The 13579-nt window shown below is 60.7% G+C and carries 13 protein-coding genes; 2 read left to right on the top strand and 11 right to left on the bottom strand.

The features are described from left to right. The 8 genes from pabC to DBR46_RS24075 all read right to left on the bottom strand — a co-directional run bounded on the left by pabC (position 1) and on the right by DBR46_RS24075 (position 6195). Complete coding sequence (gene pabC / locus DBR46_RS24110) at positions 1–816, bottom strand: aminodeoxychorismate lyase (protein ID WP_124528227.1); 816 nt, start codon at positions 814–816, stop codon at positions 1–3. Continuing rightward, on the bottom strand, positions 816–2060 hold the full coding sequence (gene fabF / locus DBR46_RS24105; protein WP_026136914.1) for a beta-ketoacyl-ACP synthase II: 1245 nt from the start codon (positions 2058–2060) through the stop codon (positions 816–818). The genes pabC and fabF overlap by 1 nt, the downstream gene beginning before the upstream one ends. A 125-nt stretch (positions 2061–2185) precedes the next feature. Further along, complete coding sequence (gene acpP, locus DBR46_RS24100) at positions 2186–2422, bottom strand: acyl carrier protein (protein ID WP_003175607.1); 237 nt, start codon at positions 2420–2422, stop codon at positions 2186–2188. 191 nt (positions 2423–2613) lie between these two features. Then, positions 2614–3357, bottom strand: a complete 744-nt coding sequence (gene fabG, locus DBR46_RS24095) for a 3-oxoacyl-ACP reductase FabG (protein ID WP_124528226.1) — start codon at positions 3355–3357, stop codon at positions 2614–2616. A 31-nt stretch (positions 3358–3388) separates the two neighbouring features. Beyond that, positions 3389–4327: an ACP S-malonyltransferase gene (fabD, locus tag DBR46_RS24090; RefSeq protein WP_122514644.1), complete on the bottom strand. Its 939-nt coding sequence runs from the start codon at positions 4325–4327 to the stop codon at positions 3389–3391. A 126-nt stretch (positions 4328–4453) separates the two neighbouring features. Continuing rightward, positions 4454–5464, bottom strand: coding sequence for a phosphate acyltransferase PlsX (gene plsX / locus DBR46_RS24085; RefSeq protein ID WP_124528225.1), 1011 nt, complete (start codon positions 5462–5464; stop codon positions 4454–4456). 4 nt (positions 5465–5468) lie between these two features. Beyond that, a complete protein-coding gene (gene rpmF / locus DBR46_RS24080) occupies positions 5469–5651 on the bottom strand; it encodes a 50S ribosomal protein L32 (protein WP_008152339.1) in 183 nt (60 codons plus the stop codon). Positions 5652–5664: 13 nt separating this feature from the next. Beyond that, the gene (locus tag DBR46_RS24075) at positions 5665–6195 is read right to left on the bottom strand and encodes a YceD family protein (RefSeq protein WP_017737760.1); all 531 of its coding nucleotides are present in this window, start codon (positions 6193–6195) and stop codon (positions 5665–5667) included. A gap of 105 nt (positions 6196–6300) precedes the next feature. On the opposite strand from DBR46_RS24075, the gene DBR46_RS24070 reads away from it, so the two are divergent. Beyond that, the gene (locus DBR46_RS24070; protein WP_124528224.1) at positions 6301–6879 is read left to right on the top strand and encodes a nucleoside triphosphate pyrophosphatase; all 579 of its coding nucleotides are present in this window, start codon (positions 6301–6303) and stop codon (positions 6877–6879) included. Positions 6880–7012: 133 nt separating this feature from the next. On the opposite strand, the gene DBR46_RS24065 is transcribed toward DBR46_RS24070, so the two are convergent. Genes DBR46_RS24065 through rluC form a run of 3 tightly spaced genes read right to left on the bottom strand, consistent with a single transcriptional unit; the run spans position 7013 to position 9626 of the window. Then, positions 7013–7996, bottom strand: coding sequence for a S49 family peptidase (locus DBR46_RS24065; protein WP_124528223.1), 984 nt, complete (start codon positions 7994–7996; stop codon positions 7013–7015). Positions 7997–8017: 21 nt separating this feature from the next. Beyond that, positions 8018–8680, bottom strand: a complete 663-nt coding sequence (locus tag DBR46_RS24060) for an HAD-IA family hydrolase (RefSeq protein WP_124528222.1) — start codon at positions 8678–8680, stop codon at positions 8018–8020. Then, on the bottom strand, positions 8667–9626 hold the full coding sequence (rluC, locus tag DBR46_RS24055) for a 23S rRNA pseudouridine(955/2504/2580) synthase RluC (RefSeq protein ID WP_056861649.1): 960 nt from the start codon (positions 9624–9626) through the stop codon (positions 8667–8669). Before rluC ends, DBR46_RS24060 begins: the two co-directional genes overlap by 14 nt. 759 nt (positions 9627–10385) lie before the next feature. On the opposite strand from rluC, the gene rne reads away from it, so the two are divergent. After that, positions 10386–13514 carry a ribonuclease E gene (gene rne / locus DBR46_RS24050; RefSeq protein WP_218569336.1) on the top strand — a complete coding sequence of 1043 codons (3129 nt, stop codon included), beginning with the start codon at positions 10386–10388 and terminating at the stop codon, positions 13512–13514. Positions 13515–13579: the final 65 nt, after the last annotated feature.

Here is a 13579-nt window from a genome sequence, read left to right as displayed (position 1 = left end):
TCAAATATCCAATAGCGCGCGAACAATGCCCTGCAGTTTACGGGTGAGCGGCCCAACCGGCCAGCTCATCGCAGCGCAGCCGCGCACCGGCCAAATGCCATAAACGCTGTTGCAGACAAAGACTTCGTCAGCCTGTCGCAACTGCTCAAGGCTGATGTCGGCCACGGCCACCGGGACGCCCAGGGTTTGCGCCTGGGCCAGGATCTCGGCACGCATGACGCCGGCAACCCCGCAACGCGTCAGATCAGCGGTTAGTAACAAGCCGTTGCGCACCAAGAACAGGTTGCTGAACACACCTTCGATGACACGACCAGACACATCCAGCATCAAGCCTTCGGCGTGCTCGGCATCCTGCCATTCGGTGCGGGCAATCACTTGCTCCAGGCGATTGAGATGCTTGAGGCCAGCCAACAAGGGTTGCTCGGCCAAACGGGTGGCACACGGAAACAGGCGGATGCCGTCGGTTCCATGGGCGGGGGGATAGGTTGCGGGCGGACTGCCCTGCAAGATACGGCGCACCGAGGCGCCGGGGTTGATGCCATAACCGCGCAGGCTGTCGCCGCGGGTGAGGATCAACTTGAGCACACCACCACCAAGGGCGGCGGCATAGGCCAGCACTTCGTTGCGGATCACCCCGTGATCCGCAACTAAAGCGAGGCGCCTGCAGCCGTCGTCGAGACGTTGCAGGTGACGGTCGAGCAGCACAGGCTGCCCGGCCTTGACGGCGATGGTCTCGAACAGCCCATCGCCATAGGCCAGGCCGCGATCTTTCAGGGGCACGCTGTCCGCTGGCTGACCGTCGACCCAGCTTTCCATCACTCGGCGAACCGGCGGAACACCAGGGAGCCGTTGGTGCCACCAAAGCCGAACGAGTTGGAAATCGTCACGTCGATCGGCATCGGCTGCGCTTCGTGCGGTACGAAGTTCAGGTCGCAACCTTCGTCCGGCTCATCCAGGTTGATGGTCGGCGGAGCGACCTGGTCCTTGATGGCCATGACGCTGAAGATCGCTTCGACCGCGCCCGCCGCGCCCAACAGGTGGCCCGTCATGGACTTGGTGGAGCTGACCGCCAGCTTGTAGGCATGCTCGCCGAACACCGATTTGATGGCCTCGGCTTCCGCCAGGTCGCCAGTCGGCGTCGAGGTGCCGTGGGCGTTGATGTACTGCACCTGGTCGGCATTGATCTTCGCATCGCGCAGAGCATTGGTGATGCAACGCGCAGCACCGGCACCGTCGGACGGTGGCGAAGTCATGTGATAGGCGTCACCGCTCATGCCAAAACCGATCAGCTCGGCGTAGATGGTGGCACCACGCGCCTTGGCGTGCTCCAACTCTTCCAGCACCAGGGCACCGGCACCGTCGGACAGGACGAAACCGTCACGGCCCTTGTCCCACGGACGGCTGGCACGGGTCGGCTCATCGTTGCGGGTGGACAGCGCACGAGACGCGCCGAAGCCGCCCATGCCGAGGCCGCAGGCGGCCATTTCGGCGCCACCGGCAATCATCACGTCGGCTTCGTCGTAGGCGATGTTGCGCGCCGCCATGCCGATGCAATGCGTACCCGTGGTGCACGCCGTGGCAATGGCGTAGTTAGGCCCCTGTGCACCCAGGTGGATGGACAGGAAACCGGAAATCATATTGATGATCGAGCCCGGCACGAAGAACGGTGAAATTCGACGGGGGCCAGTATCGTGCAAGATGCGGCTGGTTTCTTCGATATTGGTCAGACCACCAATACCCGAGCCCATGGCCACGCCAATGCGGTCACGGTTGGCGTCGGTGACTTCCAGGCCGGCGTTACGCACTGCCTGAAAACCGGCTGCCAGGCCGTACTGAATGAACAGGTCGAGCTTGCGGGACTCTTTGACCGAGAGATATTCCTCGACATTGAAACCCTTTACCGAGCCGCCAAAACGGGTGGAATAGGCAGAAAGGTCCGTGTGTTCAATCAGACCAATACCACTGCGGCCAGCCAGAATGCCCTGCCAACTGCTCGGCACATCCGTACCCAGTGGCGACAACATACCCATACCGGTGACTACGACGCGTCTACGCGACACAGCACTCTCCTTTTTCTAATGACGACACTTCGCTTCAAAACCACTTTTCGTCAGAGCTAAAGAAAAAACCGCACGCTGTAACAGCAGTGCGGTTTTTCCCAACAGCAAGCGACGACTAAAAACTATTACGCCTGATGGCTGGTAACGTAGTCGATAGCAGCTTGAACAGTAGTGATTTTTTCAGCTTCTTCGTCCGGGATTTCGGTCTCGAATTCCTCTTCCAGAGCCATCACCAGCTCAACGGTGTCAAGGGAATCGGCACCCAGGTCTTCTACGAAGGAAGCAGTGTTGACCACTTCTTCTTCTTTAACGCCCAGTTGCTCGGCAACGATTTTCTTGACGCGCTCTTCGATGGTGCTCATACCTTGTTTAACTCCTAATGGACAAATTCAGGCAGCTGGCCAGTGGGTAAGTGTATAGAAAGCCTTTTCAGCTTTTCAACTGAAAGCTTCACCACCTACCCGTTCGGCCACCCGCCTCTAAATTAAGTTGCAGCTTTATAACGGATTTTAGACAGCTCGTATGACATTTTTTTGAAGCGATCCGTCACAATTTAACTCATGTACATCCCGCCGTTAACCGGGATTGTAGCCCCAGTCACGTATGCCGCACCGTCGGATGCCAGGAAAGACACCACATTCGCGATCTCTTGAGCCTGGCCCAGACGGCCCAGCGGAATCTGCGTCAGCAAGGCTTCACGCTGTGCTTCCGGCAGTTCGCGGGTCATATCGGTGTCGATGAACCCAGGGGCCACCGAGTTGACCGTAATCGACCGCGAACCGACTTCACGTGCCAATGCCCGGCTGAAACCTTCCAGACCGGCCTTGGCGGACGCGTAGTTTACTTGGCCTGCGTTGCCCATGGCACCCACTACGGAGCCAATATTGATAATTCGGCCCCAACGCGCCTTGGTCATGCCGCGCAGAACGCCCTTGGACAGGCGAAACAGACTGTTCAAGTTGGTATCGACCACGTCGTACCACTCGTCGTCTTTCATGCGCATCATCAGGTTGTCGCGGGTGATACCGGCGTTGTTTACCAGAATAGCCGGCGCGCCGAACTCTGCGGTGATCTGGGCCAATACAGCGGCCACGGACTCATCGCTGGTCACGTTCAGCTCCAGGCCGGTGCCTTGCACGCCGTTTTCCTTCAGGGTCGCGGCGATACGCTCGGCGCCCGAAGCGGAAGTGGCGGTGCCGATCACAACGGCGCCCTGACGGCCCAGTTCCAGGGCGATCGCCTGGCCAATGCCACGGCTGGCGCCGGTAACCAGTGCAACTTTACCTTGCAGACTCATGCAGGCTTCTCCCAAGTTCGTAAATAAAGGCTCAGGCCAGTGCTGCACGAGCGGCAGCGAAGGCATCCGGGGTATTGAGGTTGGCAGTCGACACGCCGTCGGCGCAGCGCTTGTTCAGGCCGGCCAGGACTTTGCCCGGACCGCACTCGACCAGCTCGGTGGCGCCATTGGCAGCCAGGGTCTGCACCGATTCAACCCAGCGCACTGGCTTGTAGAGTTGCTCCAGCAGGTCGCGCTTGAGGGTGTCGAGATCAGCGGCAACGGCCGCGCTGACGTTCTGCACCAGCGGGATCTGCGGCGCCTGCCAGTTGATGGCGGCGATGGACTCGGCAAAGCGCTCGGCTGCCGGGCGCATCAGCTCGCAGTGCGACGGCACGCTTACCGGCAACGGCAAAGCACGCTTGGCGCCACGGGCCTTGCAGCCTTCGATGGCGCGTTCAACGGCAGCCTTGGCACCAGCGATCACAACCTGGCCAGGTGAGTTGAAGTTCACCGCGCTGACCACTTCGCCCTGGGCCGCTTCGGCACAGGCTTCGATCACCACGGCGTCGTCCAGCCCCAGGATAGCGGCCATGCCGCCCTGCCCGGCCGGAACTGCTTCTTGCATCAATTGGCCACGGCGCTCGACCAGCTTGACCGCTTCCGCGAGCGTCAGGCTGCCCGCCGCCACCAGGGCGCTGTATTCGCCCAGGCTATGACCGGCAACGAATGCCGGACGCGCGCCGCCTTCTGCCAGCCACAAGCGCCACAGGGCGATCGAAGCGGTCAGGATGGCCGGCTGGGTTTTATCGGTTTGATTGAGTTGCTCTTCCGGCCCTTGCTGGGTCAGTGCCCACAGGTCGTAACCCAGGGCGTCGGAAGCTTCCTTGAAGGTATCCAGGATCAGCGGGTATTGCGCGCCCAGCTCGGCCAACATGCCGAGGGACTGCGAACCCTGCCCTGGAAAGACGAATGCGAGGGATGTAGACATGTAACAAGCCCCTAATGATCTGGTCGTCAAAAATGAACGCGCCTACGGTGGGAGCGCACGAAACTGACAAATTGGATGGTCAATTGAACTGGCCGGTCACATTTAAGCATTTTCGGGCCGATTCGCCTAAGGCAACAGGTCCCCGAGACGGCCGTGCAAGCGTTGCGGCAGGTTTTCCTGGATCTCGATCACAGCCCGCGCAATCGCACTTTGAAAGCCTTCCACACCGGCCGAGCCATGGCTTTTCACCACAATGCCCTGCAAGCCGAGAAAGCTCGCACCGTTATGCCGCGCCGGCGCCAGGTCAGCCTGCAAGCGGCGCATCAATGGCAGCGCCAAAGCACCCACCAGGCGTGAAGCGACGCTCTGCTTGAACAGCGCTTCAATGCGCGTGGCGATCATCGTCGCCAGGCCTTCACTGGATTTAAGCAGGATATTGCCGACAAATCCGTCGCACACCACCACATCCGCTTCGCCCCGGTACAAACCGTCCCCCTCGACAAAACCGATGTAGTTCAAGCCGCGCGCGCCCTGTAACAACGTGGCCGCGAGCTTGACCTGCTGGTTGCCCTTGATGTCTTCGGTGCCGATATTCAGCAGGGCCACCCGCGGCCGCGCCACGCCCAGTGCTTCGGCGGCCACAGAGCCCATCACCGCAAACTGGAACAGATGCTCGGCACTGCAATCGACGTTTGCGCCCAGGTCCAGCAGCTGGCAATAGCCTTTCTGCGTCGGAATCGCCGCGACCATCGCCGGGCGATCAATGCCCGGCAACGTCTTGAGCACATAGCGCGACAACGCCATCAGCGCGCCGGTGTTGCCGGCACTGACACAGGCTTGCACCTTGCCATCGCGCAACAGCTCCAAGGCCACGCGCATTGAAGAGTCAGGCTTGCCACGCAGGGCAGCCGCCGGCTTTTCATCCATGGTGATGGTTTCGCTGGCTGGCGTAATTGTCAGGCGCGCGCGATCCACCGCCGGATGGCTGGCAATCAAGTCTTCAAGTAAGGAGGGTTGACCGACGAGGGTCAGGTGCAGCGAGGGCGTTGCAGACAGGCTGGCAATGCAGGCCTGAACAATGCTGCGGGGACCGAAGTCCCCGCCCATTGCGTCTATCGCGATGACTAGAGCAGACAAGTGATTACTCGTCAGCGCCCTTGTCGATCACTTTACGGCCACGGTATACGCCTTCTGGCGATACGTGGTGACGCAGGTGAATTTCACCGGTGGTTTTTTCTACAGACAGAGTGCTCGCCGTCAGGGCGTCGTGCGAACGACGCATGTCACGGGCAGAGCGGGATTTTTTGTTCTGCTGAACAGCCATAATTGATTAACTCCTAAACGTTTGGGTCACGCTTTAACTGCGCCAATACACTGAACGGGTTGGACCGCGTTACCTCGTCCTCGCTCGGTTCGGGCTCGTCATCGAGCCCCTCCGGCTGCTGGCATTCTTCCGGATGATGAGCAGGCACAATGGGCAAGGCGAGCAAGAGCTCCTCCTCGATCAGTGCATGCAGATCCAATGGATCTTCGCCCAGTTCCAGCACGTCATAACCTTTCGGTAACGACTGGGTATTCGCACCCTCCTTCACCACAGCGTAACTGCATTCGCTGTGAATCGGCAGGGTGACCAGCTCAAGACAACGCTGGCAAACCATTTTGACCTCGGTGTCGATAAAGCTGTGAATTACCACAGATTTACGTTCATCTCGTTCAAAAACGAATTTCGCCTGCACCGTACCGACAGTGTCGGAAAGCGGGTCGCAGAGTCTCTCCAAATCGGCCAGCAGCAATTCACCTTGAAGGGAAGTGCCACGATCTGCCAATTTGCGCGGGTCAACGTGAGGTGGAATCGGGTCATTCAACATAGGCGCAGCATTATAGGGATGCACCCAGCCATGTCAAAGGAAATTCAGCCCTGTCCGTCACCTGGACTCCTCGCTAGAATCCGCGACTGCCTTGAGGAGACGCCCATGCTGCCTTTATTACTCGCTTCCAGCTCGGTTTATCGCCGGGAATTGCTCGGCCGCCTGCACTTGCCGTTCATCTGCAGCTCGCCGGATATTGACGAAAGCCATCGCGCCAATGAGTCCGCCGTCGAACTGGTCAAACGCCTCGCCGAAGAAAAGGCCCGCGCCCTTGCCGCCGCTCATCCGGGGCATTTGATCATTGGCTCCGACCAGGTGGCCGCGCTCGACGGACGGATCATCGGCAAGCCGCACACCTTCGAGAACGCCCGCGAACAGCTGCTGGCCGCCAGCGGCAAGCGCGTGAGCTTCCTGACCGGCCTGGCACTGCTCAACAGCGAGACGGGGCACTGCCAGGTGGACTGCGTGCCGTTTACGGTGCAGATGCGCGCGCTGGACGCCGAGCGAATCGAGCGTTACCTGCGGATCGAGCAGCCGTATGACTGCGCAGGCAGCTTCAAGGCTGAAGGGCTAGGGGTGAGCCTGTTCCAGAGTACCGAAGGGCCGGATGCGACCAGCTTGATCGGGCTGCCACTGATTCGACTGGTGGATATGCTGCTGGCCGAGGGTGTGCAAATCCCTTAAACACATCGCAAAGCAAATGTGGGAGCGGGCTTGCTCGCGAATGCAGTGGGTCAGCCAATACATCAGGTGACTGAAACACCGCATTCGCGAGCAAGCCCGCTCCCACATTTAGATCTACAACAGGTTCAGAATCTCAGCGCAGGGTCGGCCCCTGGAAGCCCATATACAGCGCGAGCTTCTCTGCCACACTGGCCCCCAGCTTCTTGGAGAACCGGTCAAACGGCGATTCCTGCACAGTGAAGTCCACCAGCTCTTTCTCGCCGATGACATCGCGCGCTACCGAGCTGGCACTGCCCAAGCCATCGATCAAGCCCAGCGGCAACGCTTGCTCGCCCGACCAGACCAACCCGGAAAACAGCTCTGGGTGATCCTTATCCTTCAGACGATCGCCACGCCCTTGCTTCACACTGGCAATGAACTGGCGATGGGTAGTGTCGAGCACGCCCTGCCAGAACTGGGTTTCATCCGCCTTTTGCGGCTGGAAAGGGTCAAGGAACGATTTGTGCTCGCCTGAATTGTAGGTGCGACGTTCCACCCCCAGCTTCTCCATGGTGCCGACAAAGCCGTAACCGGCCGCCGTCACACCAATGGACCCCACCAGGCTGGCCTTGTCGGCATAGATCTGGTCGGCGGCACTGGCGATGTAATAGGCGCCGGAGGCACCCAGGTCGGAAATCACCGCGTACAGCTTGGTATCCGGGTGCAGGGCACGCAGACGGCGAATCTCGTCATACACATAACCCGACTGCACCGGGCTGCCGCCAGGGCTGTTGATGCGCAGGATCACGCCCTTGACCTTGGGGTCTTCAAACGCGGTGCGCAGGCTGCCGACAATATTGTCGGCACTGGCGGACTCCTTGTCGGCAATCACCCCACACACTTCGATCAAGGCGGTGTAATGACTGCCACGGGTGGCGCTTTTCTCCATGTCCACCAGCGGGCTGAACAACACCAGCATGCCGAACAGGTAGGTGAAGGTCAGCAGCTTGAAGAAAATCCCCCAACGCCGCGAACGACGCTGCTCCTGGACGCTGGCCAGGAGGGTCTTCTCCAGCAGCTTCCAGCTCTTGTCGTCACCACTCTGGGCCTTTTCGGGCGCTTTCCACTCATCACTCATGCCATTAACCCCAGCAAAGACTTATTGGGCCCGGCCGAGCCAGGCCTGCAATTCGGAAAAATGATCGATCGTCAGCCGCGGCTCGTATTGCTGCAAGGCCTCGGCGGCCTGGGCACCATAGCTGACCGCGACACTGTCCATGCCAGCATTGCGAGCCATCATCAGGTCGAAGGAAGCATCACCCACCATCAACGCCTGGCGCGGCGATACGCCGCAATGGGCCAGGATCTGCTCCAGCATCAACGGGTGCGGCTTGCTGGCGGTTTCATCGGCAGCACGGGTGATGTCGAAATAATCTTCCCAACCGTGGGCCTTGAGCACCCGATCCAGGCCGCGACGGGCCTTGCCGGTGGCGACGGCCAACTGGTAGCCCTCGGCACGGAACGCGGCCAGGGACTGCACCACGCCCTCAAACAGCGGCGAAGGCTCGGCCTCCAGCGCAATGTAGTGATCGGCGTAGTGCTCGCGAAAGGCGATCAGCTCAGCGTCGCTGATGTCGGGGTACAAGGTGCGGATCGCCTCAGGCAAACCCAGGCCGATGATGCCCTTGACCGCGTGATCCGTGCACAACGCATAACCCGAGCGGGTCGACGCGGCATGCATCGACTCGACGATCCGGCCAATGGAATTGGCCAGGGTGCCGTCCCAATCAAAAATCAGCAGCTTGTAATCAAGGTGCGACACTCAAACGCTCCACGGTCTTGGCCCACATCTCATCGACCGGGGCCTGCAACTTCAATTCACCGCCATCGGGCAGCGGCACAGTGAGCATGTAGGCGTGCAGGAACAGGCGCTTGCCGCCCAGGTCGCGGATCTCCCTGGAGAAATCCTCGTCGCCATACTTGGTGTCGCCCGCGATGCAATGCCCGGCGTGCAGCGTGTGCACACGGATCTGGTGGGTACGCCCGGTCACCGGCTTGGCCTCGACCATCGTGGCGAAGTCACCGAAACGGCGCAGCACCTTGAACAGGGTCAGGGCTTCTTTGCCCTCCTCGTCCACTTCGACCATGCGTTCGCCGGAGCGCAGGTTGCTCTTCTGCAACGGTGCACGCACGCTCTTGATCGAGCTGGCCCAGTTGCCACGCACCAGCGCCATGTAGCGCTTGTCCACGCCATCGCCACGCAGGGCGGTGTGCAGGTGACGCAACATGCTGCGCTTCTTGGCGATCATCAGCAGACCGGAGGTGTCACGGTCCAGGCGGTGGACCAGTTCCAGCTCCTTGGCATCCGGGCGCAACTGACGGAAGGCTTCAATCACGCCGAACGTCAGGCCGCTGCCACCGTGCACGGCAATGCCGCAGGGCTTGTTGATTACGATCAGCTTGTTGTCTTCGAAGACAATCGAGGCTTCCAGGCGCTGCAACAAGCCCTGAGCCAATGGCACAGGCTCGTCACGCTCAGGCACGCGCACCGGCGGCACGCGGACGATATCGCCCGCCTGCAGCTTGTACTCGGGCTTGATCCGGCCCTTGTTCACCCGCACTTCACCTTTACGCAAGATGCGGTAAATCAAGGTCTTGGGCACGCCTTTGAGCCTGGCCAGGAGAAAATTGTCGATGCGTTGGCCGGCATATTCCGGCGAGACCTCAAGCAGCTGGACGCTGGGGGTCTGGGGGGCGGTAGTCGTCATGCCGGCGATGATAACAATTTTTTATGGAATTGAAGCACTTAATCATTGCTGCTATAGTCGCGAACGCCGCCAAAAGCGGCCTGGCCAGAGGACATGCGGCACACAGCCGGCCCTGACCATCGCAATTCATCAGGACGCGAGGCCGTCCTACGGGGCTTTCGCCACCTTGGAAAGCTCAGGATTGTAACGAGCGCAGGTGACATGAGGCCTGAAGCGAGTGCAGAAAGCAGAGTGAATACTCGCGTTTTGCGCCGATATTTACGGCCAGTTCACAAAGTGCAGTCAGTCTTGAGCCAGACCATGGCGAATGCTTCGGAAACAACGCCTGTTAAGAGCTGAGTGAGAGCGCAGTCGCCCTCACCCAGTCTTGTTTAGCCATGAGCGTGTTCTCCCCATTGGAAAACACGGTAAATGCCAACCCGCTGCGGATTCTGCGCGCGGCAGCACCCGAATTATCAGGGATACGTGTAGGGTGGAGATGCACAACCGTCGGACCGTGTAGCACTAGGCTTATATTTAGACGCTTCATCTCGTCCACAGTCGCCGGTTGATTCCTCCTCCTGACCTTAGCTTTTGTTGAAGTGGTGCCTTTGTCACCACCGCTAACAAGCAGGACGCGTCCGTCGCGATACCGGCCCAATTGGCCTGTATTTGCTGGACACTGGAGTGGCCAACCACTCTTGACGCACCTGACACCGACCGTGAGAAGTCGTGTGTGCCGAACGCCGTTTCCGGCAGCCCGGAAACCGACGGTACAACATGAAAAGAATGCTGATTAACGCAACTCAACCCGAAGAGTTGCGTGTTGCACTGGTAGATGGCCAACGCCTCTACGACCTGGACATCGAATCCGGTGCACGCGAGCAAAAGAAGGCCAACATCTATAAAGGCCGTATTACTCGCATCGAACCAAGCCTTGAGGCTGCCTTTGTCGATTTCGGCTCCGAGCGCCACGGCTTCCTGCCCCTTAAAGAAATCTCCCGCGAATACTTCAAGAAAGCCCCCGAAGGCCGCGTGAACATCAAGGACGTCCTGAGCGAAGGCCAGGAAGTCATCGTCCAGGTCGAAAAAGAAGAACGTGGCAACAAGGGCGCCGCCCTGACCACCTTCATCAGCCTGGCTGGCCGTTACCTGGTCCTGATGCCGAACAACCCACGTGCCGGCGGTATTTCCCGTCGCATCGAAGGCGAAGAGCGCAACGAACTGCGTGAAGCGCTGAACGGCCTGATCGCACCGGCCGACATGGGCCTGATCGTTCGTACTGCCGGCCTTGGCCGCAGCAGCGAAGAGATGCAGTGGGACCTCGACTACCTGCTGCAACTGTGGACCGCCATCAAAGAAGCGTCCCTGGATCGTTCCGCGCCGTTCCTGATCTACCAGGAAAGCAACGTGATCATCCGCGCCATCCGCGACTACCTGCGCCAGGACATCGGCGAAGTGCTGATCGACAGCGTTGAAGCCCAGGACGAAGCCCTGACCTTCATCCGCCAGGTGATGCCGCAGTACGCCAGCAAGATCAAGCTGTACGAAGACAGCGTGCCGCTGTTCAACCGTTTCCAGATCGAAAGCCAGATCGAGACCGCCTTCCAGCGCGTCGTCGAACTGCCTTCCGGCGGCTCCATCGTGATCGACCCGACCGAAGCCCTGGTGTCCATCGACATCAACTCGGCGCGCGCCACGAAGGGTAGCGACATCGAAGAAACCGCCCTGCAGACCAACCTGGAAGCGGCTGAAGAAATCGCCCGCCAGCTGCGCCTGCGTGATATCGGCGGCCTGATCGTGATCGACTTCATCGACATGACCCCGGCCAAGAACCAGCGCGCCGTGGAAGAGAAAGTCCGCGAATGCCTGGAAGCTGACCGCGCCCGTGTGCAAGTCGGCCGTATCTCGCGCTTCGGCCTGCTGGAAATGTCCCGTCAGCGCCTGCGTCCGTCCCTGGGCGAAAGCAGCGGCATCGTCTGCCCGCGTTGCAACGGCACCGGCATCATCCGTGACGTTGAATCGCTGTCCCTGGCGATCCTGCGCCTGATCGAAGAAGAAGCCCTGAAAGACCGCACCGCCGAAGTCCGCGCGCAAGTGCCGATCCCGGTTGCAGCCTTCCTGCTCAACGAAAAACGCAACTCGATCACCAAGATTGAACTGCGCACCCGTGCCCGTATCGTGATCCTGCCGAACGATCACCTCGAGACGCCGCACTTCGAAGTCCAGCGCCTGCGCGATGACAGCCCGGAAGCCCACAGCGGCCAGTCCAGCTACGAAATCGCCGCTGCCGCTGCCGAAGTGGAAGAAGTCCAGCCAGCCGCTGCGACCCGCACTCTGGTTCGCCAGGAAGCGGCCGTGAAGACCGCGCCGGCCCGTGCCAACGCACCGGTTCCGGCTGAAGCAGCCGCCCCGGTTGCCGCACCGGCCGTCCTGCCTGAGCCAAGCCTGTTCAAAGGCCTGGTGAAGTCGCTGGTCAGCCTGTTCGCTACCAAAGAAGAGCCTGCTGCACCGGTGGTGGTTGAGAAACCAGCCGCCGAGCGTCCAGCACGCAACGAAGAGCGTCGCAACGGCCGTCAACAGAGCCGTAACCGCAACGGTCGTCGTGACGAAGAACGCAAGCCGCGCGAAGAGCGTGCGCCACGTGAAGAACGCGCACCGCGTGAAGAACGTGCCCCGCGCGAAGCCCGTGAAGAAACCCCAACCGTAGCCCGCGAAGAACGTGCACCGCGTGAAGAACGCGCACCACGTACGCCACGTGCCCCGCGTGAAGATCGCAAGCCACGGGGCGAGCGTGAAGAACGTGTACGTGAACTGCGCGAGCCACTGGATGCAGCACCTGCTGTTGCCGCTGCAGGCGCCGCCGTTGTTGCTGAAGAGCGCCCGGCTCGCCAACCACGCGAAGAACGCGCGCCACGTGAAGAACGTGCTCCACGCCCACCGCGTGAAGAGCGTCAGCCACGTGCCGAGCAAGCCGCTGCCAGCGAAGACGAAGAAGTGCTGACCGCTGAAGAGCAGTCGCAGGAAGAAGGTCAGGACGGCGCCGAAGGCGATCGCCCACGCCGCCGCTCCCGTGGCCAGCGTCGTCGCAGCAACCGTCGTGAGCGTCAGCGTGATGCCAACGGCAACGTGATCGAAGGCTCGGAAGAAGCCGGCGAGAACGCCGAAGCCGCTACCGGCGAAGCCACTGGCAGCGAACTGGCTGCCGGCCTGGCCGTTACCGCTGCTGTTGCCAGCTCGGTCATCAGCGCTCCTGCTGAAGCCCAGGCTCACGAGCAGGCCGAGCGTGCTACCGCTGCTGTCGAAGAAGCCGCCGTCGTTGAAGCGCCAGTCGCCGAAACCCCAGCGGTAGAAGCGCCGGTGGTTGAAGCGCCAGTCGTGGAAGCCATCACCCCGATCGAAGCTCCGGTTGTTGCCGAAGTGGAAGTTGCACCGGTTCAGGAAACCCTGCCAGCAGTTGAAGTGGTTGCGGTTGAGCCAACCCCAGTAGTTGAGCCTGAGCCAGTGGCTGAAGCACCGGCTGTCGAAGCCGCCCCAGAAGTGCGCGAAGTTCGTGAAGAACAGACCGCCTTCCAGTGGACCGCCGAACCCGCCGCTCCGGTTGAAGCACCAGCGCCTGCCCCAGTGGTAGAAGAAGCGCCGGCTCCGGTTACCGAAGAAGTCGTGGCTGCAGAGCCTGCACCCGTGGCTGAACCTGCACCGGTAGTCGAGCCTGCGCCAGTGGTTGAAGTGGCAGTTGTTGCCGAGGTCGCCGCCGTGGTGGTCGAAGCCGCTCCGGCCAGCGCCCTGACCGAAAACGGCCGTGCGCCGAACGACCCACGTGAAGTGCGCCGTCGTCGCAAGGAAGCTGAGGCAGCGGCAGCCGCCGCTGCACAGGAAGCAGAACACGAGACCAAACCTCTCGTCTGATTCCATCAGCAACTAAAAAGCCCCGCCTGAGCAATCAGGCGGGGCTTTTTTATGCATTCTGAAAG

Source organism: Pseudomonas sp. KBW05 (genome assembly GCF_003852405.1).
GTDB lineage: Bacteria > Pseudomonadota > Gammaproteobacteria > Pseudomonadales > Pseudomonadaceae > Aquipseudomonas.
Note: the sequence above shows the minus strand (reverse complement) of the source record. Positions and strands in the feature narration are given on the sequence as shown.

Excerpts from the sequence above, each read along its gene's own strand:
- pabC (WP_124528227.1), bottom strand. The coding sequence starts at position 816 with ATGGAAAGCTGGGTCGACGGTCAGCCAGCGGACAGCGTGCCCCTGAAA.
- acpP (WP_003175607.1), bottom strand. The coding sequence starts at position 2,422 with ATGAGCACCATCGAAGAGCGCGTCAAGAAAATCGTTGCCGAGCAACTG.
- fabG (WP_124528226.1), bottom strand. The coding sequence starts at position 3,357 with ATGAGTCTGCAAGGTAAAGTTGCACTGGTTACCGGCGCCAGCCGTGGC.
- fabD (WP_122514644.1), bottom strand. The coding sequence starts at position 4,327 with ATGTCTACATCCCTCGCATTCGTCTTTCCAGGGCAGGGTTCGCAGTCC.
- rpmF (WP_008152339.1), bottom strand. The coding sequence starts at position 5,651 with ATGGCTGTTCAGCAGAACAAAAAATCCCGCTCTGCCCGTGACATGCGT.
- DBR46_RS24075 (WP_017737760.1), bottom strand. The coding sequence starts at position 6,195 with ATGTTGAATGACCCGATTCCACCTCACGTTGACCCGCGCAAATTGGCA.
- DBR46_RS24070 (WP_124528224.1), top strand. The coding sequence starts at position 6,301 with ATGCTGCCTTTATTACTCGCTTCCAGCTCGGTTTATCGCCGGGAATTG.
- DBR46_RS24065 (WP_124528223.1), bottom strand. The coding sequence starts at position 7,996 with ATGAGTGATGAGTGGAAAGCGCCCGAAAAGGCCCAGAGTGGTGACGAC.
- rluC (WP_056861649.1), bottom strand. The coding sequence starts at position 9,626 with ATGACGACTACCGCCCCCCAGACCCCCAGCGTCCAGCTGCTTGAGGTC.
- rne (WP_218569336.1), top strand. The coding sequence starts at position 10,386 with ATGAAAAGAATGCTGATTAACGCAACTCAACCCGAAGAGTTGCGTGTT.